Origin of the sequence: Streptomyces sp. NPDC048392, from assembly GCF_043200575.1 — a bacterium.
Lineage (GTDB): Bacteria > Actinomycetota > Actinomycetes > Streptomycetales > Streptomycetaceae > Streptomyces.
On record NZ_JBICYB010000006.1, the window covers coordinates 180,136 to 207,059 of the forward strand.

At 72.0% G+C, this 26,924-nt stretch carries 29 protein-coding genes and 2 pseudogenes; 21 read left to right on the top strand and 10 right to left on the bottom strand.

Going from position 1 to position 26,924, the window contains the following annotated elements:
• The first annotated feature begins 134 nt into the window (after positions 1-134).
• The 3 genes from ACGFYH_RS12060 (at position 135) to ACGFYH_RS12070 (ending at position 2,608) form a co-directional block, all read left to right on the top strand.
• A complete protein-coding gene (locus ACGFYH_RS12060; protein WP_393803014.1) occupies positions 135-881 on the top strand; it encodes a DUF1838 family protein in 747 nt (248 codons plus the stop codon).
• A 102-nt stretch (positions 882-983) separates the two neighbouring features.
• Positions 984-1,598: a DUF998 domain-containing protein gene (locus tag ACGFYH_RS12065; protein WP_393803015.1), complete on the top strand. Its 615-nt coding sequence runs from the start codon at positions 984-986 to the stop codon at positions 1,596-1,598.
• Between the two features lie 407 nt (positions 1,599-2,005).
• A complete protein-coding gene (locus tag ACGFYH_RS12070; RefSeq protein WP_393803016.1) occupies positions 2,006-2,608 on the top strand; it encodes a GPP34 family phosphoprotein in 603 nt (200 codons plus the stop codon).
• 13 nt (positions 2,609-2,621) lie between these two features.
• On the opposite strand, the gene ACGFYH_RS12075 is transcribed toward ACGFYH_RS12070, so the two are convergent.
• The gene (locus ACGFYH_RS12075) at positions 2,622-3,005 is read right to left on the bottom strand and encodes a toxin Doc (RefSeq protein ID WP_393803017.1); all 384 of its coding nucleotides are present in this window, start codon (positions 3,003-3,005) and stop codon (positions 2,622-2,624) included.
• The gene (locus ACGFYH_RS12080) at positions 3,005-3,244 is read right to left on the bottom strand and encodes a hypothetical protein (protein WP_393803018.1); all 240 of its coding nucleotides are present in this window, start codon (positions 3,242-3,244) and stop codon (positions 3,005-3,007) included. The genes ACGFYH_RS12075 and ACGFYH_RS12080 overlap by 1 nt, the downstream gene beginning before the upstream one ends.
• A gap of 181 nt (positions 3,245-3,425) precedes the next feature.
• On the opposite strand from ACGFYH_RS12080, the gene ACGFYH_RS12085 reads away from it, so the two are divergent.
• Both ACGFYH_RS12085 and ACGFYH_RS12090 read left to right on the top strand, forming a co-directional pair.
• Positions 3,426-4,496, top strand: a complete 1,071-nt coding sequence (locus ACGFYH_RS12085) for an NAD(+)/NADH kinase (protein WP_393803019.1) — start codon at positions 3,426-3,428, stop codon at positions 4,494-4,496.
• Between the two features lie 136 nt (positions 4,497-4,632).
• Entirely contained in the window at positions 4,633-5,097 is a 465-nt protein-coding gene (locus tag ACGFYH_RS12090) for a spore-associated protein A (protein ID WP_393803108.1), read from the top strand.
• Between the two features lie 59 nt (positions 5,098-5,156).
• On the opposite strand, the gene ACGFYH_RS12095 is transcribed toward ACGFYH_RS12090, so the two are convergent.
• The 4 genes from ACGFYH_RS12095 to ACGFYH_RS12110 all read right to left on the bottom strand — a co-directional run bounded on the left by ACGFYH_RS12095 (position 5,157) and on the right by ACGFYH_RS12110 (position 8,209).
• Positions 5,157-5,897, bottom strand: a complete 741-nt coding sequence (locus tag ACGFYH_RS12095; protein ID WP_393803020.1) for a class I SAM-dependent DNA methyltransferase — start codon at positions 5,895-5,897, stop codon at positions 5,157-5,159.
• Positions 5,898-5,982: 85 nt separating this feature from the next.
• Positions 5,983-6,987 carry a HEAT repeat domain-containing protein gene (locus ACGFYH_RS12100; RefSeq protein WP_393803021.1) on the bottom strand — a complete coding sequence of 335 codons (1,005 nt, stop codon included), beginning with the start codon at positions 6,985-6,987 and terminating at the stop codon, positions 5,983-5,985.
• Between the two features lie 6 nt (positions 6,988-6,993).
• Positions 6,994-7,662, bottom strand: a complete 669-nt coding sequence (locus ACGFYH_RS12105) for a HEAT repeat domain-containing protein (protein ID WP_393803109.1) — start codon at positions 7,660-7,662, stop codon at positions 6,994-6,996.
• Between the two features lie 133 nt (positions 7,663-7,795).
• Entirely contained in the window at positions 7,796-8,209 is a 414-nt protein-coding gene (locus tag ACGFYH_RS12110; RefSeq protein WP_393803022.1) for a MarR family winged helix-turn-helix transcriptional regulator, read from the bottom strand.
• A gap of 140 nt (positions 8,210-8,349) precedes the next feature.
• Between ACGFYH_RS12110 and ACGFYH_RS12115 the strand changes: the two genes are divergently transcribed.
• The 3 genes from ACGFYH_RS12115 (at position 8,350) to ACGFYH_RS12125 (ending at position 10,647) form a co-directional block, all read left to right on the top strand.
• A complete protein-coding gene (locus ACGFYH_RS12115) occupies positions 8,350-9,126 on the top strand; it encodes an alpha/beta fold hydrolase (protein WP_393803023.1) in 777 nt (258 codons plus the stop codon).
• Positions 9,127-9,168: 42 nt separating this feature from the next.
• Positions 9,169-9,987 (top strand): SAM-dependent methyltransferase, encoded by an 819-nt coding sequence (locus tag ACGFYH_RS12120; protein ID WP_393803024.1) that lies wholly within the window; start codon positions 9,169-9,171, stop codon positions 9,985-9,987.
• Between the two features lie 63 nt (positions 9,988-10,050).
• Positions 10,051-10,647, top strand: a complete 597-nt coding sequence (locus ACGFYH_RS12125) for a 2'-5' RNA ligase family protein (protein ID WP_393803025.1) — start codon at positions 10,051-10,053, stop codon at positions 10,645-10,647.
• On the opposite strand, the gene ACGFYH_RS12130 is transcribed toward ACGFYH_RS12125, so the two are convergent.
• Positions 10,604-11,038 (bottom strand): VOC family protein, encoded by a 435-nt coding sequence (locus tag ACGFYH_RS12130; RefSeq protein ID WP_393803026.1) that lies wholly within the window; start codon positions 11,036-11,038, stop codon positions 10,604-10,606. The genes ACGFYH_RS12125 and ACGFYH_RS12130 overlap by 44 nt on opposite strands.
• Before the next feature lie 225 nt (positions 11,039-11,263).
• Here ACGFYH_RS12130 and ACGFYH_RS12135 point away from each other — a divergent pair, with 225 nt between their 5' ends.
• The 5 genes from ACGFYH_RS12135 (at position 11,264) to ACGFYH_RS12155 (ending at position 17,554) form a co-directional block, all read left to right on the top strand.
• Positions 11,264-12,016 (top strand): (5-formylfuran-3-yl)methyl phosphate synthase, encoded by a 753-nt coding sequence (locus ACGFYH_RS12135; protein WP_393803027.1) that lies wholly within the window; start codon positions 11,264-11,266, stop codon positions 12,014-12,016.
• 9 nt (positions 12,017-12,025) lie between these two features.
• Positions 12,026-13,429 carry an aldehyde dehydrogenase family protein gene (locus tag ACGFYH_RS12140; RefSeq protein ID WP_393803028.1) on the top strand — a complete coding sequence of 468 codons (1,404 nt, stop codon included), beginning with the start codon at positions 12,026-12,028 and terminating at the stop codon, positions 13,427-13,429.
• Between the two features lies 1 nt (position 13,430).
• A complete protein-coding gene (locus tag ACGFYH_RS12145; protein ID WP_393803029.1) occupies positions 13,431-14,534 on the top strand; it encodes an NAD(P)-dependent alcohol dehydrogenase in 1,104 nt (367 codons plus the stop codon).
• A 72-nt stretch (positions 14,535-14,606) separates the two neighbouring features.
• Positions 14,607-15,515: a class I SAM-dependent methyltransferase gene (locus tag ACGFYH_RS12150; RefSeq protein WP_393803030.1), complete on the top strand. Its 909-nt coding sequence runs from the start codon at positions 14,607-14,609 to the stop codon at positions 15,513-15,515.
• A 287-nt stretch (positions 15,516-15,802) separates the two neighbouring features.
• Positions 15,803-17,554: a lysyl oxidase family protein gene (locus ACGFYH_RS12155; protein WP_393803031.1), complete on the top strand. Its 1,752-nt coding sequence runs from the start codon at positions 15,803-15,805 to the stop codon at positions 17,552-17,554.
• 123 nt (positions 17,555-17,677) lie between these two features.
• Here the strand turns inward: ACGFYH_RS12155 and ACGFYH_RS12160 are convergent.
• A pseudogene (locus ACGFYH_RS12160) lies at positions 17,678-17,826 on the bottom strand (TetR family transcriptional regulator); the annotation flags it as partial.
• 191 nt (positions 17,827-18,017) lie between these two features.
• Between ACGFYH_RS12160 and ACGFYH_RS12165 the strand changes: the two are divergent.
• The gene (locus ACGFYH_RS12165; RefSeq protein WP_393803032.1) at positions 18,018-18,395 is read left to right on the top strand and encodes a hypothetical protein; all 378 of its coding nucleotides are present in this window, start codon (positions 18,018-18,020) and stop codon (positions 18,393-18,395) included.
• A gap of 407 nt (positions 18,396-18,802) precedes the next feature.
• Here the strand turns inward: ACGFYH_RS12165 and ACGFYH_RS12170 are convergent, their stop codons facing one another.
• Positions 18,803-19,228 (bottom strand): DUF6003 family protein, encoded by a 426-nt coding sequence (locus tag ACGFYH_RS12170; protein ID WP_393803033.1) that lies wholly within the window; start codon positions 19,226-19,228, stop codon positions 18,803-18,805.
• Positions 19,229-19,538: 310 nt separating this feature from the next.
• Between ACGFYH_RS12170 and ACGFYH_RS12175 the strand changes: the two are divergent.
• Both ACGFYH_RS12175 and ACGFYH_RS12180 read left to right on the top strand, forming a co-directional pair.
• Positions 19,539-19,670 (top strand): annotated as a pseudogene (locus ACGFYH_RS12175) (acyl-CoA dehydrogenase); the annotation flags it as partial.
• Positions 19,671-19,883: 213 nt separating this feature from the next.
• Positions 19,884-20,423 carry an EF-hand domain-containing protein gene (locus ACGFYH_RS12180; protein WP_393803034.1) on the top strand — a complete coding sequence of 180 codons (540 nt, stop codon included), beginning with the start codon at positions 19,884-19,886 and terminating at the stop codon, positions 20,421-20,423.
• 39 nt (positions 20,424-20,462) lie between these two features.
• Here ACGFYH_RS12180 and ACGFYH_RS12185 read toward each other — a convergent pair whose 3' ends face one another.
• Positions 20,463-21,116 carry a TetR/AcrR family transcriptional regulator gene (locus tag ACGFYH_RS12185; RefSeq protein WP_393803035.1) on the bottom strand — a complete coding sequence of 218 codons (654 nt, stop codon included), beginning with the start codon at positions 21,114-21,116 and terminating at the stop codon, positions 20,463-20,465.
• Between the two features lie 222 nt (positions 21,117-21,338).
• On the opposite strand from ACGFYH_RS12185, the gene ACGFYH_RS12190 reads away from it, so the two are divergent.
• From ACGFYH_RS12190 to ACGFYH_RS12210, 5 genes are all read left to right on the top strand, one after another.
• The gene (locus ACGFYH_RS12190) at positions 21,339-23,234 is read left to right on the top strand and encodes an RICIN domain-containing protein (protein ID WP_393803036.1); all 1,896 of its coding nucleotides are present in this window, start codon (positions 21,339-21,341) and stop codon (positions 23,232-23,234) included.
• Between the two features lie 286 nt (positions 23,235-23,520).
• Positions 23,521-24,054: a GNAT family N-acetyltransferase gene (locus ACGFYH_RS12195; RefSeq protein ID WP_393803037.1), complete on the top strand. Its 534-nt coding sequence runs from the start codon at positions 23,521-23,523 to the stop codon at positions 24,052-24,054.
• 242 nt (positions 24,055-24,296) lie between these two features.
• Positions 24,297-24,890: an SDR family NAD(P)-dependent oxidoreductase gene (locus tag ACGFYH_RS12200; RefSeq protein WP_393803038.1), complete on the top strand. Its 594-nt coding sequence runs from the start codon at positions 24,297-24,299 to the stop codon at positions 24,888-24,890.
• Between the two features lie 477 nt (positions 24,891-25,367).
• On the top strand, positions 25,368-26,312 hold the full coding sequence (locus ACGFYH_RS12205; RefSeq protein ID WP_393803039.1) for an NADP-dependent oxidoreductase: 945 nt from the start codon (positions 25,368-25,370) through the stop codon (positions 26,310-26,312).
• Positions 26,309-26,914, top strand: a complete 606-nt coding sequence (locus tag ACGFYH_RS12210; RefSeq protein WP_393803040.1) for an HD domain-containing protein — start codon at positions 26,309-26,311, stop codon at positions 26,912-26,914. The genes ACGFYH_RS12205 and ACGFYH_RS12210 overlap by 4 nt, the downstream gene beginning before the upstream one ends.
• Positions 26,915-26,924 lie beyond the last annotated feature (10 nt).

Here is a 26,924-nt window from a genome sequence, read left to right on the forward strand (position 1 = left end):
ACCGGGCACCGCGCTCCCGCCGGCCCTCGGCCGACCGAGGGGCGTCGCCCCGGCACAGACGCTTCCGGCCGTTTTCGGGGCACGACGCGGCGTTCTCCGTCCGGCGGGGGCGGCGGTCGCGCAGAGTGGTTCCCATGACGTCACCCGCAGAGCTGCTGCGCTCTCTCGCCCGCACCCGTGCCTCCCTCGACGGCGCGGAGGTCACGTACTGGTGGTCGGGAAACGTGTACAGCTGGAGCCCCGACGAGCCCTACGCGTGCCTCTTCGGCTTCGAAGGCGTCAACGTCGCCCGCCTCGTGCACGACCCCGAGGACGGCCCGGACGCCTACCGGCTGCTCACCCGCGAGGCCGCCTTCTACCTGGACCCCGTCACCCGCGACATCCTGGACACCTGGCGGGACCTGCCGGTGGTGCACATCTGGAACGACCCGGCCAACCAGAGGTGGCGCCCCTTCCCGGTCCCGACGACCGACCTCGGCGGACAGGTCTGCTTCAGCCTGGAGATCCCGCTCGCCTACCCCTCGCCGCTGCCCGTGGCCCAGTACCCGCTCCACTCGGCCGGCGACACGTACAAGGCCCTGGAACTCTTCCAGTTCTTCGCCCACCGCGCGGACCTGGACGGCCCGGCGCCCAGTGTCCCGGCCACCATGTCGTGGACCCGGATGTCCCCGTGGGTGCCGTGGATGGCCCGCGGCCAACGGCCCGGCGGCCTCGCCTATCACTGCCGGGGGCGCAAGCTCGGGTCGTACGCCGAGGTCCCAGAGCGCACCCGCGCCCACATCGCCGGCCACCACCCGGAGTTCGCCAGGGCCCCGGAGAAGTGGAGCGAGCCGAACGAGACCAGCTGGACGTACTTCCGCGAACTCAACCCGCCCCGGTGAGCACGGCTGCTCCTGACGAGACGTCCGGTCCGCGCCCCGCACCGGGGCCGGAGCACCGGCCTCCTCCCTGCGGCACATGATCGAGCGTTTTATGGTTGTCCGATGCGATTTGTTCCCGGATGGGTTCTGCTCTCGTCAGGGTGTGCGCCCGTTCTGCTGATCGCAGGCTGGACCGGTGCGGCGCTGTTCGAAGGGTCCGCCTACGACCCCGTCACTCAGACGATCAGCGTCCTGGGAGCCTACGGAGCCGCCGGGTTCTGGGCGATGACGGCGGCGTTTCTCGGTCTGGGCGTCTGCCACCTGGTGACCGCCTGGGGGCTGCGGGCGGCCGCCACCGCCGGACGCGTGGCGCTGGGCGGCGGCGGACTCGCCGCGCTGGTCGTGGTGGCGCTGCCCGCGCCGAGCAGCGGCGGTTCCCTGCGGCACGGCGCGGTGGTGGTGGCCGGGTTCACACTCCTGGCGGTGTGGCCGGTGCTGGCGGTCAACGGTGGCCCAGCAGCCCCCTGGGCTCTGCGCCCGGCGCCCTCGATCGCGGTGACGGCCCTGATGGCCGCCGGTGGCGTGTGGTTCCTGATCGAGTTGCGACGACACGGTGACGCCGGCGTCGCGGAGCGCGTCGTCACGTCTGTCCAGTCGCTGTGGCCGTTCGTGGTGGCCGCCTCCTGCCTCCGCCACTCCCGGGATCGGGACGACGAGCAGGCGCTCCACGCCCGGTAGACACGTCCCGCGGCTCGGCTGCCGAAGCCTGACACCTGATCACGACCGTCGGCACCGGTGCCGTGGCGCTCAGCGACGCCGCACCAGCGCCGGCGGACTCAGTCCTCACCTCAGCACACTCAGTGGAAGATGCACCGACGGAACGTGCGCGATGCCGTGCACGACCTGGACCGAGGCGAGGGCGAGGAAGCCGGAGGCGCGCCGGGCGGGCTGGACGGGACCCCGCCGGGGGGCTGGTGGCCCGGCGCGCCGGCGCCGTCATGGCCGTAGCCGCGTTCGACGTCACCGGGGGCCGCGTCGTCCGCACCCGGGCGGCCCGCAATCCCGACAGGCTCCCGCCGTGGGTAGGCTGACTCGGATCACGGCCACCGGGTCGCAGCAGATGTGACAGATGGGGAGCTTTCGCCATGACCACAGCGCACGACCTGACAGTCGTCTCTCTCGAGGCCCCCTCCGAGTACCCCGTCGAGCGGGGCGACCTGTCGCTGGCCCTGGCCGGAGCCGAACTGGTCGACCTGCTGGAAGCGGAGACCGTGTCGCTGGACGGTCTCCTCCTGAGGCCGGTGTCGCCGTCCCCGTCCGGCGACCGGCTCCTGGACGCCGCGGCGTCCTCGGTCACCGGGGAGCCTGCCGAGTCCGTGGAGGACTGGCTGTGGCGCAGGGGACGCGGTCTGGCGGCGGAGTACCTCGCCGCCGCGGGCGCGCAGGACGCCGGTCGCAGGCGCCCGCGATGGACCGTACGGCGTACTGCCGACCGGCCGGCCCCCGCCGATCCGGCCGCCCGTCGGCAGGCCACCGAGCGATGGTCGTCCGGCGATCCGGTGCTGGTGGGACTCGCTGCCGCGGTGGGCATCCGGCACGAGTCGGCCGATCAGGTGGGAGATCCCGAGGACGACGGGATCGCGGCCGTCCTCGCCACCGTGAACGACGCCGTGGTGGAGCTGGCCGCCATCAGGCAGCGCCGCAGCATCGAGGAAGCGGCGTTCGACAACATCTGGCGTGGCATGTGACGGCCCCGTCGTGTCAGATGCGCCAGGAACGCAGCGCGTCGGCCACGTCGTAGATGCCCAGCCGGGTCTCACGGACCTTCCTGATCAGGTCGGACAGGGCCCCGTAGGGCGGGTCGATTCCCTCCCCGGACTGGTCCATGTACTGACCGGTGACGAACGCCGCGAAGAGGCTGTTGCGGTGGGGGAGCGGTTCGAGACGCACGATGGTGTGCAGGAGGGCGGCCGCGCGCCACGCACCGTCGGGGTTGGAGGCGGCCAGGGTCGGCATGCGGGTCTTGTGCCGTGCCACGGCCGCGACCAGCGCCGAGTAGTCCGTGACCGACACGTCCTCGTCGTCGAGAGCGGCGTCCTGCACGTCCAGGAGCCAGGGGACATCGATGTACAGAGGCTCGCTCATCAGGCGGCGGTGACTCCCTCGCCGCGCTGGGACGGGGGGATCTCGTCCGGGAACGCCTCGTCGAACTCGGCGCGCAGCCTGTCCGCCCAGGAGGCGGCGCCGGCGACGAACCGTTTGCGCTGCATCTCGCGGACACCCAGGTCGTGCATGTACTGCTTGAGGCTCTTGCCCTCGGCTGCGGCAGCAGCGCGCACGCCTTCCAATTCGTCCTCGGTGAAGGTCACGTTGAGTGATGGCATACCGGCATGGTACCTACTCGGTACCTGACGCGCGACTCGCCGGACGACCCACCGGACGGGAGAGGACACCCTCGGCATGTCGCCGCCGTCCCGCCGTGACGGTCGGCGAGGATTCCGTCGTTCGCGGGCCGAGCACACCCGGGCGATCCGTACGGACTCGCAGGCTCGCAGGGAGGCAGTGGTGACGATCGAGCGGGTCGGACTCGTGGTCCACGGTGGTCGGGAAGGTGCCGGGGAAGCGGCACGGGAAGTCCGGGAGTGGTGCGACGAGAACGCCATTGTGTGTACGGACATCGACGTGTGGAGGGACGAAGGCCGCCACAGCGCCCGGGAGGAGATGGACGCGGCGGGCGACCCGGACCTCATCGTCACCCTGGGCGGTGACGGCACCTTCCTGCGCGGCGCCCGGCTGGCGGCGGAGAACGACGCCCTGATCCTGGGCGTGGACCTGGGGCGGGTCGGGTTCCTGACCGAGGTGCCCGCGCCGGAGGTGCGCTCCGCCCTCGACGCGGTCCAGGGTGATCGTCTGGAGCCGGAGAGCCGCATGCTGCTCACGCTGCGGGCCTCCCGCCCGCTGGAGATCCCGTCGGAGATGGAAGCCCTGCTGCGTTACGGGCGGGGCCCGTTGCTGCCGCCGCCCCGGGTGCGCACCGACTGCGAAAGCGGAAACGAGTGGGGCATCGCTTTGAACGTCACCGCTCTCAACGACGTGGTCGTCGAGAAACTGTCGAGGGACCGGCAGATCTCCGTCGGCGTGTACGTATCCGGCCGGCTGCTCGCCTCGTACTCCGCGGACGCACTCCTCGTGGCCACCCCCACCGGCTCCACCGCCTACAGTTTCGCCGCTGGCGGCCCGGTCGTCTCTCCCCGGGCGGAAGCACTCGTCTTCACCGCGGTGGCCCCGCACATGGCGTTCGACCGCTCGGTGGTCACCGCGCCGGACGAGCCCGTCGGACTGCGCATCCTCGAACGGTCGGGCGGGGCCGCCGTGAGCATCGACGGACAGCTGCGGGGTGTACTCGGCCCGGGCGACTGGATCGGTGTCTACGCCGCTCCCCGCCGACTGCGGGCGGTGCGGCTGGGGCCCACGGACTTCTACGGCCGACTGCGGGAACGCATGCGGCTGACCGACGCCCCGGCCGCGGTCGCCGACGGCACGCCCGCCCCCCTGTGGCCGGTCAGCACGCCCCCACCAGTCGATCTCGCCCACCTGGCGATGCCCGTACCGGCCGGCAAGGCTGCGGAGCACTGAAGTGCTGCGCGAATGGCCGTAAACAGCCGTCAACGGAGTACAACCCCCGAAGGGGCGCAAAGGTCTCCATGGGTGGCCTCGGCAACACCATGGGGAGGCCAGTCCATTCACGGATCGAGGTGCCATGAAGCGTTCCATGCAAGCCGTGGGGGCGTCGTTGATCGCGGTTGGGGCCGTCGGGGCGGGGCTGCTGGCGACGGCTCCCGCCGCCGGCGCGGCGACCACCGGTGCCACCGCGTCGTACAACGGTGTCTGCGGCTCGGGCTACAAGGTGGTGAACTCCATGCCGATCGGCACAACCGGCACGGTGTACCTCACCTACAACTCGTCAACGGGCAGGAACTGCACCGTGACCATCCGCAACAGCACGGGCTCACCCAAGTACATGGTGGCCTACGTGCGCAACATCGACAGCGGCGAGGACCAGTACGACGCGGGCGACTACCGGTCGTACGCCGGGCCGGTGTACGCGTTCGCGCGCGGCGCCTGCGTGGAGTGGGGCGGCGTCATCGACAGTCTCCAGGCCTGGAACTACGGCTCCAACTGCGGCGCACTCGCGGCCAAGGTCCCGCAGCGGGACTGGTTCGCCGGCGACCGCTGAGGCAGCACCGGGGCTCCGCCGACTGCGGGGCCCCTCTCCCGGGCCGGGAGCACCCGGTCTCAGGCGGGCTTGCGCCACACCGAGATGTGCTTCGCGGAGTCCTCGGTGAACGAAGTCCCGTCCCAGTCACCGACGCGGCGCTCCAGCTCGAGCCCGGCGATCCGTGCCATCAGGTCGAGCTCCGCCGGCCAGGCGTACCGGTGCCGGGAGTGGTCGCGTCGGTAGCCGCCGGTTTCCCCGTCGCGGGTGAAGTGGTGCGAGACGAGGATCTGTTCGACCAGGTCGAAGGTGTCCAGGCCGAGATGCTCTTCGGAGACGTCGAACGGGACCGCGATCTGTCCGGGCGGCAGGAACCGCAGCGGCGGCACGCCCAGCTCGATGACGAACCGGCCGCCGGGGCTCAGATGGCGTGCCGCGTTGCGGAAGCACTCGACCTGCTCGTCCTGCGTGAGCAGGTTCGTGATCGTGTTGTAGACGAGGTAGACCAGAGCGAACTCGCCGGGGACGACGGTCGTCGCCATGTCCCCGATGGACACCGGCAGCGTCTGCTCGTCGGCCTTGCGCCGCAGGACCGCCGCCATGTGCTCGGACAGCTCGACACCCACCACCGGCACACCGCGTTCCCGCAGCGGGACGCCCACGCGTCCGGTGCCGATGGCGAACTCCAGCGCCCGGCCGTCTCCGGCGAGCTCGGTGAGGAAGGCGAGTGTCGGTCCGAGAACGGCGGCCGAGGTCATCTCGGTCTCCTCGGCGTCGTAGCGGTCGGCGGTCTCGCGGGTCCACAGCTCACTGCTCGTCACGGACAGCCACTCTGCCGGGTACGGAAGGAAGTTGTCGACGCATTTACGGCCGGGTCGCACCGCGGTCGGCTGCGCGACGAGAGCGTCACCGTTCGTCGCGCAGCCGAAGAAGGTATGCCGCGGTCAGCGCGACGGCACGGTCCTCGTCCTGCGCCAGCTCCACCAGGGCGCTGGACGCTCGCGTCCCCGGAATGCCCGCCAGGGCCTGGGTCAGCCGTCCGCGAGCGGGCGCTCCGGTGGTGTCGTGGGAGAGGCGGTCGACGAGTCCGGTCGCGATCCGGTCGGCCACCGTGGGATCGGCCGCCAGCACGCTCAGCGCGTCGGCCGCGTCGGTGTCGTTCCTGCCCGCCACGATCATGTCGACGAGTGTCGGGAGCGCGTCGGCCACCCCCAGGCCCCCGAGCGCCAGCGCCGCGTGGCCGCGGACCACGGCGTCGGGATGCCCGAGGGCGTGCCGCAGATGTGCGGTGGCCTCGCCGCCCGGCAGCTCCGCGAGGGCTTGGACGGCACGTTCCCGCACCGCGGCCACAGGTGAGCCGAGGCCCTCCGCCAGCAGTGCCGTGCCGTCGTCGCCCGACCGCGCCAGGGCCCACCGGATGGCTCCCGCGACGTTCGGATCCGTCTCGCCCAGTGCCGCCTCGACCAGGGCCTCCACCGGCACCGCGACCTCGTGGACGCAGGAGAGGGCCGCGCGCTGGCGTGCGTCCGCGCTCTTCGAGCCCAGCGCCTGGAGGAGTGCGACGACCTGAAGGACGTCCTCCCAGCCGGCGGGGCCCGCGGCCTCGATCCGGCGCAGCCTGGTGAGCAGCTCGGTCTCGGCCGCGATACGTTCGCGAGTCTGACGGACGAGGCCGTCGACGAGGGCCGAGGGCGTGAAGCCGGGCTCGTCGAGCGCGCGTCCGATCTCGCGCAGCGACAGCCCCAGCGACCGCAGGCTCTCGATGTGGAAGATCCGCCGGATGTCCTCCCGGGAGTACTCCCGATAACCGGAGCCCGTACGAGCGGAAGGCCGTACCAGACCGAGCGACTCGTAGTGCCTGAGCATGCGGGCACTGACCCCGGACCGTCGCGCCACCTCACCGATCAACACACTCCATCATCCCTCCCGCCCGGACCCGCCGAGGGCCACGACGCGTTTCGCCTCCTCGACCGCCGAGGCGAATCCGGCGTCGGGATCGCGCAGCAGCGACTGTGTCGCGAGCGCGTGTGCGCGCACCAGCGGGGCGGGGGAGGCCGTCGCGGCGTCCAGTGCCGTCGCGCTCGCCTCGCCCAGCTCGGCCAGCGCCCGGCTGAGGCTCAGCTGCGTCTCCCGGTCACCGCGCCCGAGCTGCGTCGTCAGCGCCGCGGCCAGGGCGGGCTCCCCGCCCGCGGGCACGAGCACGACCGCGGCCCGCCAGGCGCTGCGCGCCACTTCGTCGTCGGCGTCGGACAGGACCTTCGGGGTGATCACCGGCCACGCCCGCCGGTCCCCGATCTTGGACAGCGTGTGCAGCGCCTGGCTCCGTGCCCGCGGACGCTCGGAGCGGACCTCACGGACCAGCAGGGGGAGCGTCACGGACACCGGATGGCGGGTGAGCGCCCAGGTCAGCATGTCGCGGACGAAGAACTCCGGCTCGGTCGCGCACCGCTCGACGAGTTTGCCGACGAAACGGGGGTCGGGCGCCGTGCCCACCGCCAGCGCCGCCCGCAGCCGCACCGACGAACGGCCGTCCTCCAGACCCCGCATCGCTCGTACCGCATCCGTGTCCTGCCCCGTCATGGCCATCGGGACCACCTCCTTGGCGAGGATTGAAGGCCCTGTCACCGTGTCAAGGTCAAGCGACGTCGCGGCGCGCGTACGGCGCCGTGCGCGGTCCCGCACCCATCACCGGGAAGAACCGCCTCGGCACGCCTCGGCGTCAGTTCGCCGCCGCTTTGACCAGCAGGCCGTACAGCGTGGTCAGTTCATCCCGGGACAGCCGGCCGAGGGATGTCTTCAGCACGCCTTCCACGATGTCCGCGCCTGTGCCGTACGCCGCTTCGCCCTCCCCGGTGAGGTGGTGACGCACGGCACGTCCGGGTCCCTCCTGGCGGGCGATCAGGCCCCGGTCGGTCATCCGGCGGGCCAACTCGCCCATGGACTGGTCCGTCTGGAAGGTGAGCAGCGCCAACTCGTGGAGGGAGGCGTCCGGCTGCTGGTGGAGGTGGCGCAACACGTCCCACTGGACGAGTGAGAGTCCGGTGGCCGCGCCCAGGGCCTTGTTGCTCTCGCGGTGGTGGCGCCACTGGAGCCGTTTGACGGCCAGACCCACATCCCGCAACGACGGTGTCATACGTCCATTCTAGCAAGGCTCCTTATATAAGGAGCCTTGCTCAGGGGTGCCCCTCCGTCTAAGGTTCCTTAGGAAGGGAGCCGGGCCGGCTTCCCAGTACCTCGGCACGCGTCCGGGGAAACGGCGAAACGGAGCCGCCCGTGACCACCACCCTCACCCTCCACGACATCCCCGTCGCCTTCACCGACCGGGGAACGGGCCACGCCGTGCTCCTGCTGCACGGCGGCGGGGGGCCGGGCACCGTCGAGCCGTGGGCGGACCGCCTCGCCGCCTCCCGGGAGGCCCGGGTCATCACGCCCACGCACCCCGGTTTCAACGGCACTGTGCGACCCGCGCCCCTGACGACGGTCGCAGGGCTCGCGGCCCTCTACACGGACCTCCTGGAGCGACTCGAGCTGCGTGACGTGACCGTCGTCGGCAACTCCGTCGGGGGGTGGATCGCGGCCGAGATGGCGGTACGGGCCCCCGAGCGGGCCGGTCGCTACGTCGTCGTCGACGGGGTCGGCGTACGAGTGCCCGGCCACCCCGTGGCCGACTTCTCCTCCCTCACCCTCAACGAGGTGGCCGCACTCTCCTACGCCGACCCGGCAGCCCACTTCACCCGTCCCGACGATCTGCCGCCCGCCGCACGGCGGGCCATGCCGGGAAACCGGGGTGCGCTGGAGCTGTACGCCGGCCGTGCCATGAGCGACGCCACACTGCTGGACAGGCTCAGGAAGATCACCGACCCGGCCCTGGTCGTATGGGGTGAAGCCGACCGCATCTGCACTCCCGGCTACGGACACGCGTTCGCCGCCGCCATACCCGGTGCCACGTACACCGTCGTCAAGGGCGCAGGCCACCTTCCCCAGATCGAACAGCCCGGTCGACTCGCCGACCTCGTATGGAACTTCATCACCTCCCGCGCACATGCGTGATGCGGTGGTCGCGACACCTCACCGCGGGAGAGGATGAGTGTCATGACGGGAGACAGTTCCTCCATCGACAGCACCAGGCCCAGCATCGCCCGCGTCTACGACTACCTGCTCGGCGGCAAGGACAACTACGCGGTGGACCGGGAGATCGGCGACGTGTTCAGACGTGACCTTCCCGGTTCGGTGGCGATCGCCTTCGCCAACCGCGCGGCGCTGACCCGGGCGGTGGGGGAGATCGTGACGACGACCGGGGTGCGGCAGTTCATCGACCTGGGCAGCGGTCTTCCCACCGCCGACAACGTGCATCAGGTCGCGCAACGCCGGGCGCCGGACGCCCGGGTGGTGTACGTCGACACCGACCCCCAGGTGCTGGTGCACGGCCGGGCGCTGCTGGAGGAGAACGACCGGACGCGGGTCGTGCCGGTCGACGTGCGCGACCCCGAGAGGGTGCGCAGCCATCCGGACACCTTGGAGCTGATCGACTTCGGCCGCCCCGTCGCCGTCATGTTCAGCGCCATCCTGCACCACGTCAACGACGAGGAGGACCCCGCCGGGATCGTCCGCTTCTGGCGTGACCAGGTGCCGCCCGGGAGCCACTTCTTCGTCAGCCACTTCCGCTGCGGGAACAATCCGGAGACGGCGGAGGCCGAGAAGGTCCTGCAGGGGACGTTCGGCCGCGGCCGCTGGCGGACCGACGAGGAGATCGAGGCCCTGCTGGACGGCCTGGAGATCCTCGACCCGGGGATCGTGCCGGCTTCCCTGTGGCGTTCCGCACCGGGCGGCGGCCCGCACAACGGCGACGAGGGGCGGGAGCTGACCGTTTGGGAGCGTCTCATCGCCGCGGGGATGGCCCGCAAGCCGTGAAGCCGCCTCGCCTGCGGCGGCGCCGGGGGCGTCGAGAGCACGAGGCCGGGCGAAAGGAGGAAGATGGTCCAGGTCGGAACGACGGCCGTGCTGGCGGTGCTGCCGGACGCCGAACCGCTGCTGGAACTGGCTGCCGGGGTGGACGGTCGGGCGGTGCGACCGGGGGTGCCCGCGCACGCCGCACTGCTGTATCCATGGTTGCCCGCCGACGAGATCGGTGAGGAGGAGCTGCGCCGGCTGAGGGACGCGCTACCGGCCGGCCGGGTCCCGGTACGGCTGGCCACGGTCGAACGAGCCGGTGGATTCGTCGGAGTCCCGGTGCCCGGACTCGACCGGCTGGCCGAGGCTGTTCGCAGCGCCTTCCCGGCACATGTCCCCTACGGCGGGCGGTTCGGCCCCCGCCCCCCGGTGCACCTCACCGTGGCCCTGGACGTAGCCCCGGAGGCAGCAGCCGAAATCGCCTGCCGGACCGGCGCGGCACTCCCGATCACCACTGAGGTCGGCATGTTGCACGCCGTCGCCCTCACTCCCACAGGCTGGCGGGGCCTCGCCGAACTGCCGCTCACTCGCCGGCGCGGCGGTGCCACGACGGCAGACGCCGGCCCGCCCGCGACACTCAGTCGAGACAGAACTCGTTGCCCTCGACGTCCAGCATCGTGATGCACGACTCGTTCTCCTCGTCGGCGGGCATGACTCGCTCGCACACCGCGCCGAGCGCGACCAGCCGCGTGCATTCCGCCTGGAGGGCGGCGAGGCGCTCCTCCCCGGCGAGTCCGGCGCCGACCCGTACGTCGAGATGCACCCGGTTCTTGCCGGCCTTCCCCTCGGGAACGCGCTGGAAGTAGAGGCGCGGGCCCACACCCGAGGGATCACTGCAGGCGAACCACGCGTCCCGGTCCTCGGGAGGCAGGGAGCGGTTGACGTCGTCCCAGGTGGCGAACCCCTCGGGCGGCGACGGTACGACGTACCCCAACACCTCGCACCAGAAGCGGGCGACGCGCTCGGGTTCCGCGCAGCCGAAGGTGACCTGTACCTGCTTGACCGGTGACATCCGCGCACCCTAGCGGGGGGCCCGTCACTCGCTTCCGGTGCGGAACCGCGGCGCAGACGGCGCGTTGCGCGGGGCGTGGGCACGCCTTGGCAGTGACCCATTCGTCACTCCGCGCGCCCTGCCGAGCCCCGACGGCCAGCGGAAATGATGTGCGGACCGCACGGGACCGGGCGGATCCGCACACCTGCCCCGGGGCAGGTGGACAGGCAGGGGAAAGGTTCCACCTTGTTGCTTCTCATCTCTCCGGACAGTGTCGAGGAAGCCCTCGAATGCGCGAAGGCGGCCCAGCACCTCGACATCGTCGACGTCAAGAAGCCCGACGAGGGCTCGCTCGGCGCCAACTACCCGTGGGTCATCCGCGAGATCCGCGCGGCGGTGCCGGCCGGCACGCCCGTGTCCGCCACCGTGGGCGACGTTCCGTACAAGCCCGGCACGGTCGCCCAGGCGGCGCTCGGTGCGGCCGTCTCCGGCGCCACCTACATCAAAGTCGGCCTCTACGGATGCACGACGCCCGAGCAGGCCGTCGAAGTCATGCGCGGGGTCGTCCGGGCCGTGAAGGACTACCGGCCGGACGCGTTCGTCGTAGCCTCGGGCTACGCCGACGCCCACCGGGTCGGCTGCGTCAACCCGCTCGCGCTGCCCGACATCGCCCGCCGCTCCGGGTCCGACGCCGCCATGCTCGACACCGCCGTCAAGGACGGGACACGGCTGTTCGACCACGTTCCGTCCCACCTCTGCGCGGAGTTCGTGCGACTCGCCCACGAAGCCGGCCTCCTCGCCGCACTGGCGGGCAGTGTCAAGACCGGCGACCTGCGGGACCTGGCGCGCATCGGGACCGACATCGTCGGGGTGCGCGGTGCGGTCTGCGAGGGCGGCGACCGCACCGTGGGGCGGATCCGGCCGCACTTGGTGGCCGCCTTCCGGGCGGAGCTGGACCGGCACGTCCAGGAGCACGCGGCCACCGTCGCCGCGAGCTGAGCGGCCGGCATGCCGACCAGACGCTCCCGGGGCGCGCTCCCAGGCCACGACGGGCGCTTCGCCGTCGTGGATCCCGCGACGGGCGAGGCCTTCGACGAAGCCCCCGACCAACAGCCGGCCGAGCTGGACACCGTTGTCGAACGGGCACACGCCGCGTGGCGCGGCTGGCGGGCCGATCCCGCCGCCCGCTCGGCCGCGTTGCTCGCGGCGGCCGATGCCGTGGAGGCCGCCGAAGCCGGTCTCGCCCCGCTGCTCACCCGCGAACAGGGCAAGCCGCTGGCCGAGTCGTCCTCGGAGGTCGCCCGGACGGTCGCACGGCTGCGCTACTTCGCCGAGCTGGACCAGGGGCCGCAGCCGATCAGGGACGGCCGACCGGTACGCAGCGAGATCCGCTGGCGATCGCTCGGACCCGTCGCCGCGATCGTCCCGTGGAACTTCCCCCTCCAGCTCGCGTCGGCGAAGATCGCGCCGGCGCTCGCCGCAGGCAACACCGTGGTCCTCAAGCCCTCCCCGTACACGCCCCTCGCCACGCGGCTGCTGGGGGCCGTGATCGCCGACGTCCTGCCCGACGACGTGCTGACGGTCGTCACCGGTCACGAGCCGCTCGGCGCCCGCCTCGCGGCACATCCGGGGATCCGCCACGTGACCTTCACCGGCTCGATACCCACCGGACGCGCCGTCGCCCGGAGCGCGGCGGCCTCACTCGCCCGGGTCACCCTGGAACTGGGCGGCAACGACGCGGCCATCCTGCTGGAGGACGTCGATGTGGAGCGGATCGCCGACCGGCTGTTCTGGGCCGCGTTCCGCAACTGCGGGCAGGTCTGCATGGCGGTCAAGCGCGTCTACGCCCCGGCCCGGCTCTGCTCCCGGGTGGTCGAGGCCCTCGCGCACCGGGCGAAGACAGCCGTGGTCGGAGCCGGGCTCGATCCGGGCACGCAACTGGGACCCCTCAACAACGCCGCCCAACTGGCCCGGATCGAGCGCTGCACGGCCCGGGCCCTTGCGGACGGCGCCCGAGCCGCGGCCGGCGGACACCGCCCGGACTCGCCCGGCTACTTCTTTTCCCCGACCATCCTGGCCGACGTGCCGCCCGTCAGCCCCGTGGTGACGGAGGAACAGTTCGGCCCGGTCCTGCCCGTCCTGCCGTACGACAGCGTCGACGAAGCCGTCGACGCGGCCAACGGCACCGGGTTCGGACTGGGTGGTTCGGTGTGGGCCGCCGACCTCGAGCGGGCCGAGGCCGTGGCGGACCGCTTGGAGTGCGGGACGGTGTGGATCAACCACCACGCCGAACTGTCCCTCGCACAGCCCTTCGCGGGCATCAAGGAAAGCGGTGTGGGGGTGGCAGGCGGGCCGTGGGGGCTGAGCGGGAACCTCCGACCGTTCGTCGTGCACCGGAGGGAGGAGACCTGAAGTGAAGTTCCGCGCGGCGGTGCTGCGTTCGTACGAGGGCCGCTTCGCCGTCGAGGAGGTGAGGTTGCACGAGGGCCCCGTCGAGGGGGAGGTCCTGGTCCGGATCGCGGGCTGCGGGATGTGCCGGACCGATCTCGCGGTCCGGCGTTCGGCGGGCCGCTCCCCGCTGCCGGCCGTGCTCGGGCACGAGGGGGCGGGAGTCGTCGTGGAGACGGGTGGCCCGGGCACCGGCCTGAACGTCGGCGACCACGTCGTGCTGAGCTTCGACTCCTGTGGGCACTGCCACGCCTGCCTGGGCGCGGCACCCGCCTACTGCGACTCCTTCGCCTCGCTCAACCTCTTCGGAGGGCACCAGGAGAACGCCGTGCGGTTCACCGACGCGCGCGGGGGCGGACTGGCTCCTCGCTGGTTCGGCCAGTCCTCGTTCGCCGAGTACGCGACGGTGGCGGCCCGCAACGCCGTGCGGGTCGATCCCTCGCTCCCCGTCGAACTGCTCGGACCGCTCGGCTGCGGCTTCCTCACCGGGGCGGGAACGGTCTTGAACTCCTTCCGCGCCGGCCCCGGCGACACCCTCGCGGTGTTCGGTGCCGGAGCCGTGGGACTGGCCGCGGTGATGGCGGCCGCGGCGGCCGGGGCACTGACCGTGGCCGTCGACCGGCACCCCGAACGGCTGGCCCTCGCCGAGCGGTTCCACGCCATCCCGCTGGATACCTCGGCGACCGACCTGCCCGCCCGCATCCGGCGACTGACCGACGGCGGCGCGCACTACGCACTGGACACCACCGGCTCCACCGAGCTGATCAACGACGCGCTCCGGTCCCTGCGCCCGACCGGCCACCTCGGCCTGGTGGCCCGGCTCCACACCGCCCTGCCGCTCGAACCCGGAACACTGGACCGGGGCCGCGGGATCTCGCACATCTGCGAGGGCGACGCGGTCCCCGGGCTCCTGATCCCGCGGCTGACCGCACTGTGGCAGGTCGGCCTGTTTCCCTTCGACGAGCTGATCCGCACGTATCCGCTCGCGGACATCAACCAGGCCGAACAGGACTGCGACGCGGGTCGCGTCGTCAAACCCGTCCTGATTCCGGAGGAGCGGCGCGACTGAGGGGCCGGCCGCACGAGGCCGCGGTCCGCCCCGGTCGCCGTCCACCACCCCACCCACACCGAGGGAGCACACATGGCCGACACCGCACACCGCGACACCGGGGCGGAAGGCGTGGCGGGAGGCGTCGGTCTGACCGCGCTCCTGGTCGCGGCAGCACGGGCGATCGAGACCCACCGCCCCGACAGCCTGGCCCAGGACACCTACGCGGAGCACTTCGTCCGCGCCGCACCGGCGTCCGCGGACTGGCCGGTCCGCCCGTGTCAGGTCCCGGACGGGGACTCGGACCCCCTGTGGGGGCGGTTCGCGCGGTACTTCGGTCTGCGGACCCGGGTCCTCGACGACTTCCTCGTCCAGTCGGTGCGCGCGGGCGGCGCCCGCCAAGTGGTGCTGCTCGGTGCGGGGCTGGACACGCGGGCCCACCGGCTTGAGTGGCCTCCCGGGTGCGTGCTCTTCGAGATCGACACGGAAGGCGTGCTGGCGTTCAAGCACGAGGTGCTCGACGCACTGTCGGCCACGCCCAGGACGACCCGCGTACCCGTCCCGACCGATCTGCGTACCGACTGGGTCAGTGCCCTGACAGGCGCCGGATTCGACGCGGCGGTGCCCACTGCCTGGCTGGCCGAAGGGCTGCTGTTCTACCTGCCCGGCGCCGCCGAGACCTGTCTGATCGACACGGTGGACCGGCTGAGTACCCAGGGCAGCGCCCTGGCCTTCGAGGTCAAGCTCGACGAGGACCTGCTGGCCCACCGCGACAGTCCGCTCTACACCTCGACGCACCACCGGCTCGGCATCGACCTGCTCGGCCTGTTCAGTCTCGGACCACGGCCCGACTCCGCGGCCGGTCTGACGGACAAGGGCTGGACCACGTCCGTCCACACACCTTTCGAGTTCACCCGCCGACACGGACGCGGCCCGCTGCCCGAGCGGAACGACGCGCTGGCGGGCAACAGGTGGGTGTTCGCGACCAGGCCGCGCCGGTAACGCTCCTGCGGGCGGCCGACGCGGCCACGTACCCGCCTCGTGCCGACCGCGCCCCTTACCAGGCGGCTCGTCATCAGGCGGCCCTTATTCATGACTTCAGCCTGATTTCATCCGCAACAGAGCGATCCGGCCAACTTCCCCCGGTTCTCCCCCCTCTCGACAACCGGACATCCGGTCCCTCCCTCTCACAGCGCGGGCACAGCAAGTGCCCGCCACCCCGCCGGCTCCGCCGGCCGCCTGCTTCCTTCCCACCGCACCCCCCCCAGCACCTGAAGGACGAGGGATCGATGACCAGAACGCGTACCACCCGACTGCGTCGTCCGCTGGTCGCGGGCACGACGGCCGTCGCCGCCATGGCCGTGACGGCCGGCCTCGTGGCCGCCACCGCCGAACCGGCGAAAGCGGCGACAGGGCCCAGGCTGAGCCTCATCGCCGCGACCAACTCGCTCACGCTGACCTCCTGGAAGGAGGACCCGGGCGTCTACCTCGACCTCGGCACCTACCTCACCGCCGAGGGGAGGCCGCTGGAGCTGAAGGTGACCCGGAAGTCCTACAAGGACCCGGTGACCCTCACCCAGACCGTGTACGAGGGCGGCAAGGCCAAAGCCAGGGCGCTGCCCAGAGGCACGGTGAAGGACTTCTCCGGACTGCCCGGCTTCGCGGAGATCACGGTCACCGACAAGGCGGGCAAGAAGGTCCTCAGCCGGACCGAGGACTTCTGCCCGAACAACGCCAGCGGCCGGGTACGGCCCGACGCCCCCGCCACCTCAAGGTATCCGGAGAGCTGCCCCACCAACCCGTTCACCCTCGGCTCGGTGTGGGGCGTCGAGAAGGGCTGGGCGGCCAATACCTACGCGGGTTCGTACACCGAGCCGGTCAGGCTGGCGGCCGGCACCTACACCGCCAGGGTGGGAGTCGCCAAGAAGTACCGCGACCTGTTCGGCATCGCCGACAAGCCGGCCACGGTCAAGGTCACCGTGGAGGAACGCAGCTACGACGACGAGCAGACCGCCACCGAACCGGCGTCCCGGTCGGCGGCCGGGGAGCACGCCGCTCACGGAGCCACCCACCAGGGCCCGGCCGCGCACGCGGGCCACGGGCCGGGACACGCCCCGACGCCCGCCCAGGCCGCAGCGCCGGTCACGAGCGGCGCGGGCCCCTCGTACAACGTGGGCCACGGGCCGCTGCGGGCGGCGCCGCCCGCACTGCCGTGGGCGCTGAAGAAGGAGCAGGCCGCGCGCTCGACGCGAGTCGGTGACACGGGCGGTCAGACCGACGGCTCGCGCAGGGCCCCGGCGCTCCAGCCGCTGGCCAAGCGGCCCGCGGGCAAGTCCTCGGTCCCGGCCGTGCCCAAGCCCGACCTGCGGTCGCTGCCGGCCTACGGCATCGTCGTCAGCGACGGCGAGCAGGACATCCCCGGCAAGGACTACCTGGCCTTCAGCGCCAACGTGTGGAACGCGGGTCCCGCACAACTCGTGGTGGACGGTTTCCGGTCGCCCGGCAAGGCCAGGATGGACGCCTACCAGTACTTCTACGACGCCAAGGGCAAGCAGGTCGGCTACACCCCGACCGGCACCATGGAGTGGGATCCGCGGTCGGGCCACGTGCACTGGCACTTCACCGACTTCGCCAGCTACCGGCTGCTGAAGGCGGACAAGAAGGAGGCCGTACGCAGCGGCAAGGAGGCCTTCTGCCTGGCCAACACCGACGCGATCGACTACACGGTGAAGAACGCCAACTGGCATCCGTTCAACACCGACCTGTCCACCGCCTGCGGCCAGGAGAACTCCGTCTCCGTCCGGGAGGTGCTGGACGTCGGCTCCGGTGACACGTACTCCCAGGACCTGCCGGGCCAGTCCTTCGACATCACGGATGTACCGAACGGCACGTACTACATCCAGGTACTGGCCAACCCGGAGAAGCGGCTGAAGGAGACCAGCGTCGACAACAACAGCGCGCTGCGGAAGATCGTGCTGGGCGGCAAGCCGGACAAGCGGACGGTGACCGTGCCGCCGCACGACCTGGTGAACGAGAACTGACAACCCGTCAGGAGCATCACCGCCCCGGTCCAGAGGCCGACGGCCACCGCGGTGGCCGTCGGCCGGACACCTTGTCGTGCGGCTGCGTCATGACCGTCCGACGCGGCTGCCCGGCCGAAGGGGCACGACGCGGTCCACGACCCTCTCGACGTCGGGCGTGTCGTGCCCGCGCCCTTCCGCGCGGGGGCGAGGACGATGCCGGGCTGTTCGGCGGCGCCGGCGGAGCACTGGCCGGCGTCGCCGCCGTCCGGATCGCCGAGCAGGGCGTCGCGGCCGCCTCGTCACCCACGAGGGCGCCCACCGGCTCGCCCGTCCCGGCCGGCTGGCTCCCCGGCGCCGCTGAGGGGCAGCACCCCCGGCCCGCGGCCCCTGCGGCGGTGGGGCGCCCGACCCGGGTATCCTGCTGCGAACGTTGCGGGTGACGGTGTCGAAGTGGTCCAGGTTCCAGCCGGGGAGCGAAGCGGTGCGCGCGCTGAAGGCAGTACTCCCAGTCCTTGCCCTGGTGGCGGTGACGGCGGCGTGCTCGTCGTCCGACGACGCGGACGAGCAGCGGCTGGCCGAGCGGCGGGAGAACTACTGCGCGCAGCTCGGGGCGTGGCAGAAGGCGCGCAACACGGCGGCCACGAACACGCCGGAACCCTCCGGGTCCGGGTACGACGAGGTCGGGGGCGCCGCGCAGAACGCCTTCCGCGCGTTGCGACACCTCCGGGACGAGTCCGTCGGCGGAGGCCGCACCTTGGGGGAGGCGACGGCCGCGGCGATGAACAACGCCGACTCCGGGGCGGAGGCGCTTGTCGTGGAGTACTGCGGAGACGTCGGCTTCGAGACACTGACCCGCTGAGCCTGTCGAACGATCCCTCCAGCCCGAAACCGGGCCGGCTCGGTCCGCAGGGCACGCCTGTGCGTCGGCCGCCCGCGGGTCCGGCGGTCAGGTAGTCGTCCAGAAGCTCGACCTGCCGCTGCGGCGGAAACGTCGCCGGGTGAGGCGTGGCACGCCGACGCGTTCGCCGGGCCGCTTCCGATTCCCGCGGAATGGGGCGCCGGCCGGAGCCGTCCGCCGAGGGACGCGGTCCGGACACTCACGCTTGCCGGGTGTTGCTCGACGGCGCTTTCACGTCCCGGGGACCGCACCGGGCCGAGCGGCACCCGCCGGGCCGACGGTGACCGCAGCCCAGGGGTATGGGCCGGGCGTGACACCGGCCCCGGGCCCGGTCCGAGGTCCCCGTCGGCCCTTTCCCCGGACAGGACCTAGCGGTGAGCGATCGCCTCCACGGCGGTCAGCTCCTCTCCGGTCAGCTCCGCGACGCGGTGCGCCGGCACACCGGCGGCCAGCGCACGGACGAGCAGCGCCGCACGCCCGTCCACACGCGAACGGTAGGCCTGCAGCTCCTCCTCCAGCCGTGCGACATCCTCCGGCGCGGCATGGTGGCGAACGCGGCTCAGCTCCGTGTGACTCAGGGGGACCGGGAGCCGTTCGGCCTCCTCGGGGACGGCCGAGGTGTCCTCGGGAGGCAGCAGACGAAGCCCCGGAGACGATGCCGTGACCCCCTGTGCGTCGAGCCACGCGCGTACCGCGGGGGTCTCCATGCACGCGAGATCCGCCACGGCCGCCGGTGGCACACCGAGCGTCGAGTCCGTGCCGTCCAGCAGGACGAGGTAGGCGTCGTCGGTCATCCTCGGGTTCCTCAGGGGAGAAGGCGGTTGGTGTTCTGACGGCCGCACCTGTACCCGCCCTGGGCCGTCTCACCGGTTCGGGCGCGCACTCGAGCGGTACCCGGCCACTTCAACGGCTCGCGCATCGACTGGCACGCACGCGGAAGAAGGGGCCCATGAGTTCACTCACGGTTCAGCGGAACACCGACGACTTCCACGACTTCGAGGCCGCCGTGCCAAAGGAGGAGCGCAAGGTCCTGGCGAGGACGCGGGCGTTCATGCGAGACGAGGTCGAGCCCCTGGTGGCCGAGCACTGGGGCGACGACACCTTGGCATCGTCCTGTACTACGACGTCGCGCGCTTCTTCGCCGACGCGGAGGCCATCTACTCCTTCGAGGTCACGAGGGAGATGAACACCCTGATCGTGGGCAAGGCGATCACCGGGGAGAGCTCCCTCGTCTGACCCCGGGAGGGGCCCGGCACGCTGTCTGCCGGGACTGGCGGTTTCCGGGAGAGCGGAACTTCATGCGCGAGCGGGTGCTTTCCGCCCGTTCGTGTGTCACCGGCCGCCTTCGCCGACGCCGACGTGGAAGCGGACCGATAGTGGACGAGCCGCCGGTCGGGGAATCGGCGGGCTCCGACGGCAGCATTCCACTGTGAAAGTCCGAGGTGCATCATGACGCCCACCAACGAGGCGACGGATCGCGTCCAGTTGGTCTTCTCCCTCTTCGACGCCGACGGGAACGGATACCTGGAGCTCGCCGACTTCGACCTGATGAGCGACCGCGTTGTGGCGGCCGTACCGGCGGCCGGCGACGCCGTGAAGGAAAGGCTTGCCGGATCCTTCCGCCGCTACTGGGACACCCTGCTGACCGAGCTGGACGCCAACGGCGACGGACGGATCAGCCCCGAGGAGTTCACCGCCGTCGTCCTCAACCCGCAGCGCTTCGACGCCGCCGTGGACGAGTTCGCCGAAGCACTCGCCGCGATGGGGGATCCGGAAGGAGACGGCCTCGTCGCCCGTCCCGACTTCGTCGCGCTGATGACCGCCATCGGCTTCGAACGGCGCAACATCGAGGTGCTGTTCGACGCCTTCGGGCCGGACGAGGGCGACCGTATCCGGGTGACCACCTGGGCGGACGGCATCCGGGACTACTACCGGCCCGAGAAGTCCGGCATCCCGGGCGATCACCTGACAGCGGGCATGTCCGGGTGACCGGAACCAGCGAGCACTCCGGCAGCCGGCGGCAGCGGCTCAGGAGGAGAAGCGCTCAGGAGCCAGAGTAGTCAGCAGTGACCGGATCACCAGGTCCGTGGACGCGGCCAGCCCGACGGAGTCGGGGTCCAGCAGCCACTGGACCTGGAGACCGTCCATGACGGCGATGATCGCGTTGGCCGCGTCGCGCGCGCGTGCGGCGTCGGCCTCGGTCAGACCGCAGGCCTCGCTCAGGGCGTCGGTGACGAAAGCGCGCAGTCCGGTATAGCGGTCGCGGAAGTACGCCTGCGCGGGGTGGTCGTCGGTGACGGACTCGGCGGACAGGACGGCGTACAGCCGCACGATGCCTTCCCGCTCGGCGTTGCGCCGGGCGGTGTCGACGAGGTGGCGCAGAAACGCCACCCCGTGCGGGCGCTCGGTGCCCAGCTGCTCGATGTCCTTGTGGTCACGCAGTTCGAGGACGCTGGTGAGCAGCAGTGCCTTGGACCGGAAGTAGTGCAGGACGCCGGCCTGGGTCAGCCCGGCCCGGTCGGCGATCTCCGCCAGAGAGGCGTTGTTGTATCCGCGGGCGGCGAAGGTGTCCGTGGCGATGCTCAGGATGTCCTGCTGGCGCCGCAGGGCTTCGGGGCTGCGTGGGGTACGGGGCCCGGCTGTCGGTCTGCGCGTGGGCCTGCCCACTGATCGGTCGCTCACGTGCGACAGCCTACGTTCTGCCCCGCCACCCGATCAGCGACCTCCCGCCCGGTCCGGCAGTAGGGACGCAAGCCACTTACTAAGTACTCAGTAAGTGTGCTTTCATGACGCCGTCATTCCGCGCTCCACGGTCTGTGTACCGGCCGGCTCGGGGGCTCCTCCGGACGCCGTCACGCGCCGCCGGCAACCCCGCCCCGCACCGAAGCGAAGGAGTTCCCCACCGTGTCGACCAGTACGAGATCGCGCCCCCCGGCCGTCCGGTCCGCGACCGCCACCGCAGTCGCCCTGGCCCTCACCGGCCTCGCCCTCGCGGGGACCGGGAACGCACAGGCCGCCGACCCGGTCGCCCAGGTCTGGGTCACCACACCGGACGGCGCCAAGAGACTCACGTACGGGGGCGACGTCCCCTTCACCGGCGGTCCGCAGCCCATCGACATCCGGATCGACGGCGCCGGCAGGGGCCAGCGGTTCACCGGCGCGGGCGCCTCCGTGACGGGCGCGTCGGCCCACCTCGTCCAGAGCCTGCCTCAGGACGAACGCGGCGAGCTGATGCGCTCGTTGTTCTCCACCGCCGGAGACGGCATCGGGCTGAACTACCTGCGCCAGCCACTGGCCAGTACCGACTTCGACGCGAGCGACGCTCCCCACTCCTACGAGGACACTCCCGGCCGGTTCTCGATCGACCGGGACAAGGCCGAGATCATCCCCGTCCTCAGGCAGGCCACCGCGGTGAACCCGCAGATCCGGTTCATGGGATCGCCCTGGTCCGCGCCCGCGTGGATGAAGACCGGCAACTCGCTCGACGGTGGCAGCCTCAAGCCGGAGAGCCACGCGGCCTACGCAGACTACCTGGTCAAGGCGATCAAGGCCTACCAGCGGGAAGGCATCGTGCTCACCGATCTCACGGTGCAGAACGAGCCGGAGTTCGCGACCAGTTACCCGTCGATGTCGATGACCTCGGCGCAGCAGGCCGATTTCCTCAAGGTGCTCGACCCGAAACTGACGGCGGCCGGACTGCCGACGAACATTCTCGCCTACGACCACAACTGGGACCACCCGAACTACCCCCTCGACGTCTTCTCCCGTACGTCGGGCATCGACCGCGTCATCGGAGCCGCGTTCCACTGCTATGGCGGCCAGGTCTCCGCGCAGCAGCAGGTCGTCGACGCGGGCAAGCGCGTCTTCTTCACCGAGTGCTCCGGCACCGACAGCTCCGACACGTCCCGGACCTTCGGCGACACCCTGCGCTGGCACGCCGAGAACCTCGTCGTACAGAACTTCCGCCACGGTGGCGAGACCGTCCTGACCTGGAATCTCGCCCTGGACCAGAACGGCGGCCCCCACCAGGGCCACTGCACCGACCGGTGCAACGGCGTGGTAGAGATCGCCGGTGACCGGGTGACCCGCAACGCCGAGTACTACGTGCTCGGCCACCTCAGCAAGTTCGTCAGGCCCGGCGCCACCCGCATCGGCTCCAGCAGCCAGGGCGCCGGGGGAGTGCAGAACGTCGCCTTCCAGAACCCCGACGGCTCCCGCGTCGCCTACGTGGTCAACACCGCGGCCGGCGCACAGCGCTTCTCCGTCACCGACGGCGGCAGGTCGCTCGCCTACACCCTGCCCGCCGGGTCCGTCGCCACCTTCGTGTGGAGCGGCACCGGCGGCGGGCCGACCGGGCCGATCGACCCCGGCACCTGGTACCACGTCGTGAACGCCGGCAGCGGCGCCTGCCTGGACGCTGCCGACTGGGGCACCGGCAACGGCACCGCCCTGCAACAGTGGACCTGCGGCAGCGGTGCCAACCAGTCCTGGCAGTTCCGCCCCGCCGGCGACGGCTACTACCAGGTCGTCAACCGGCACAACGGCAAGGTCTGGGACGTCGACGGCGGACCCGGCGCGACCGCCGACGGCACTCGCGTCCATCTGTGGGACTACGTGGGCGGCACCAACCAGCAATGGCGCCCCGAGCCCTCCGGCACCACGGGCCACTACCGCTTCGTCGCCCGCCACAGCGCCAAGTGCCTGAGCGTCGACAGCGCCTCCACCGCCAACGGGGCCCGGCTCGCCCAGCAGCCCTGCTCACAGGCCTCCGCGCAGACGTTCACCCTGGCGGCCGGCTGACCCCTTCCGCCGCCCGACCCGATGACTTCCGGGTCAGGCGACGGTCGCAGCCGGTAGGGACGTCTGCCCCAGGAGGGACAGACCGATGCCGAGCCTCATGGGCGCCTGCTTCAGTCGCGACGCCCGCGTGAGCCGAGCCGGGACGGGCCCCGCCTCCGGGAAGCGAGGCCGGGCCTGGTCCGCCGCCGACGCTTTGCCCGGTCCGGCCCGGCCCGGAGCGCGTGGCTCACCTGGCGTGCCGGGGGGCCGTCCCGGGGCTGACGGGTCGAGAGGGGAAGATGGGAACATGACCGAGATCCGCACTCCCCGTCTTGTCCTGCGCCGCTGGCTGGACGACGACCTGGCCCCCCTGTCCGAGATCCAAGCCGATCCGGCGGTGACGGAGAACATCGACGACGGCCGGCCGTACTCCCTGGAGCGAACCGCCGAGCAGATCGAGGTGTGGGAGGAGGAGTGGGACGAGGAAGGGTTCGGGATGTTCGCGGTCGAGCTTCTGGGCTCCGGTGAGCTGGCGGGCGCCGTAGGTCTGTCCGTCGCCCACGCTCCGGGCGAGGTCGCGGGCCAGGTGGCGATCGGCTGGCGGCTCGGGCGGGCGTTCTGGGGGCAGGGATACGCCTCCGAAGCGGCCCACGCCACCCTGGAGTTCGCCCTGCAGGACCGCGGCCTCGACCGCGTGGTCGCCGTGTGCCGGACGGGTGACCGCGCTTCCGTGAACGTACTCGGCAAACTCGGCATGCGGGCCGAATCCACCGCCCGGCATCCGGTCCACGGTCACGAAGTGACTGTTTTCGGCATCGACTTGACGCAGTACGAGGCATAGCCCCGTGCGGTCGCCCGCGCGGGAACACGCGTGGTGTCGTACGCGGGAACGCGCGTGCCGCTCCGACGGGATCTCCGCAGCCGGAGACCGTCCCGGTGCCGTGGCCGCCGGGGCCGTTTCGGGGGCGGCCGCGCGCCCGACCGGGTGACGGCCTTCGGATGCCCGGGGCCGGTGGTACTGCCGGCCGTCTACTCCGCGGGAGGCTCATGCCCGCTCCCTCCCATGCCACGGAGCCGGTCCGCATGGCGGGTGACGGTGTCGATGCGGTCGGCCAGCTCCGAGTGACCGGTGGCGAGGTGGTCGCGCGCGCCGGCCAGCGGGCGGATGAGCCCGGCGGCGTCGTCGTCGCCCAGCGCCTGCAGGAGGGGGGCGCGCGCCTCGGCCGGGAGACCGGTGAGGGCGGTGACCTGGCCGGCGAGCTGGCGCAGGTCGCCGGCTCTGCCGCGCGCCCAGGCGTCGACGGCGCGGTCGGCGGCACGGCGGTCCCGGGGATCGAGGGCAACGGCGGCGGCGCCGTGCTCAACGTCCTGTCCGTGCTGTCCTGGCTGCACCCCGCCGGTCTCGGGGCCTACGCGGCAGCCAAGGCCGCGGCGTGGGCGCTGACGGACGCCGCCCGCGAGGAGCTGGCACCCCGCGGCATCAGCGTTTCGGCGCTGCACGTCGGCTATGTGGACACCGCCATGGCCAGTGCCGTCCCGGCCGATCAGAAGACCGGCCCCGCCCACGTCGCCGCCCAGGCCCTGGACGGGATCGAGCGGGGCCTGCCCGAGATCCTCGCCGACGACGTCACCCGGCTCGTCAAACAGGGTCTCGCCACAGCGCCGGCCGGGGCCTGAGCGGACGCGCCTCGTGAAGAGGCCGATCAACTCGAAGACGGCGGCGTGCCCTCCGGGCGCGGGTGCTCGCCGCGGGACCGTCCGGCGCGGACGGTGTCACGGGGGTGAGCGCTGAGGGCGGCAGCCGTGGTCGCAGCCGCCGCGGGTGCGCTGTGCGGCCCGTGGTCCGTGGCCTGAAGCCCGTGGCCCGCGGCCTGTGGTCCGAGGCCCCGGTGCCCCGGTCCAGGGCAGGCACCGGTGCGGCACACGGCCCGGCCGGGCCCGTTCGCGATCGGTCACCGGGCCCGCACGGGCCGCTCACCACAGTGCGCCGTTGCCGCGCCCGGCCAGGAAGTGGCTCATCCCGTTGCCACCGAAGTGGCCCACACGGGCGCAGTGGCCGAAGCATACGGTCGAGGGCACGCCACACGCCGTGCCCTCGTGACCAAGCGTGGGCATCGTGTGCCTGACGGCCGCCGCTCACTCCAAGGACCCCTTATGCAAGCCATCACCGTCCACGACCGTGACGCAGGTGTCGACGGGCTCGCCCTGACGGAACTGCCCCGTCCCCACGCTGCCGAGAACGACGTCATTGTGCGGGTGCACGCCGCCGGCTTCACCCGCGGAGAACTCACCTGGCCCGGCACCTGGACGGACCGGGCAGGCCGTGACCGGACGCCGAGTGTGCCCGGGCACGAACTGTCAGGGGTGGTCGTGGAACTGGGATACGGCACCACCGGCCTCACCGTCGGCCAGCGGGTGTTCGGCCTGGCCGATTGGACACGCGACGGATCGCTGGCCGAGTACACCGCAGTGGAGGCCCGCAACCTGGCCCCGCTTCCCGCAGACGTCGACCACACCGTGGCCGCCGCGTTGCCGATCTCGGGGCTGACCGCGTGGCAGGGGCTGTTCGACCATGGGCGGCTCACGGCAAGACAGACGGTCGTGATCCACGGCGCTGCCGGCAGCGTCGGGTCGATCGCGCTCCAGCTCGCACGCGAGGTGGGCGCGCGCGTGATCGCCACCGGCCGTTCCGCCGACCGGGACACCGCTCTCGGTCTGGGCGCCGACGTCTTCCTGGACCTCCAGTCGGACCGGCTGGAGGACGCCGGAGAGGCCGACGTCGTGTTCGACGTCATCGGCGGCGAGATCCTCGACCGCTCGGCCGCACTGGTACGTACCGGCGGCACCCTCGTCACCATCGCCGCGCCGCCCGAGGTCAGGCCCGAGAACGGGCGGGCCGTCTTCTTCGTCGTCGAACCCGACCGGCACCGGCTCGCCGACCTCGCGCAGTGGGTGAGGGACGGGCGGCTCAAGCCGGCCGTCGGTGAGGTGCGTCCTCTCGCCGAAGCAGCCGCGGCGTTCGCGCCCGGCCCCGGCAGGCACGGCAAGACGATCATCCGCATCGTGTCCGGCAGCCCCACGCAGGCGGGCACCCGATGACTCGTGTACCGCTCGACGCCCTGCCCGTGCCCGACGGTGCGACGTCGGCCGCCGCCCTGGACGTGGCGACGGCCTGCCTTCCCCCCGTGCTGCTCAACCACTCGCTGCGCGCCTACTTCTGGGCGGCCGCCCGCGGTACGGCGGACGGCGTTTCCTTCGACCCGCAACTCCTTTACGTAGCCGCGCTGTTCCACGACATCGGGTTGGTGCCGGCATTCGACAGTCACACCGTCGCGTTCGAGGAGGCGGGCGGCCGCGTCGCCCAGGTCTTCGCAGCCGGCGCCGGATGGCCGGCGAGGCGCCGTGAGCGCCTGTCGGACGTGATCGTCGGCCACATGCGGCCGCAGGTGGACGTCTCCACCGACCCCGAGGGACACCTGCTGGCCCGTGCCACCGCGACCGAGATCGTCGGCACGGAGGCGGACGACTACCCGGCCGGCTTCCGCGACGAGCTGCTGGAACGCTACCCCGGGCTGGAACTGGCCGAGCGGTTCCTGGCGTGCTTCCAAGACCAGGCCACGCGTAAACCCGGCAGTCCCGCGGCCGGCGCGGTGCGGTCCGGGCTCGCGGAGAGAATGGCCTCCAACCCGCTCGACTCCTGAGGCAGAGGCG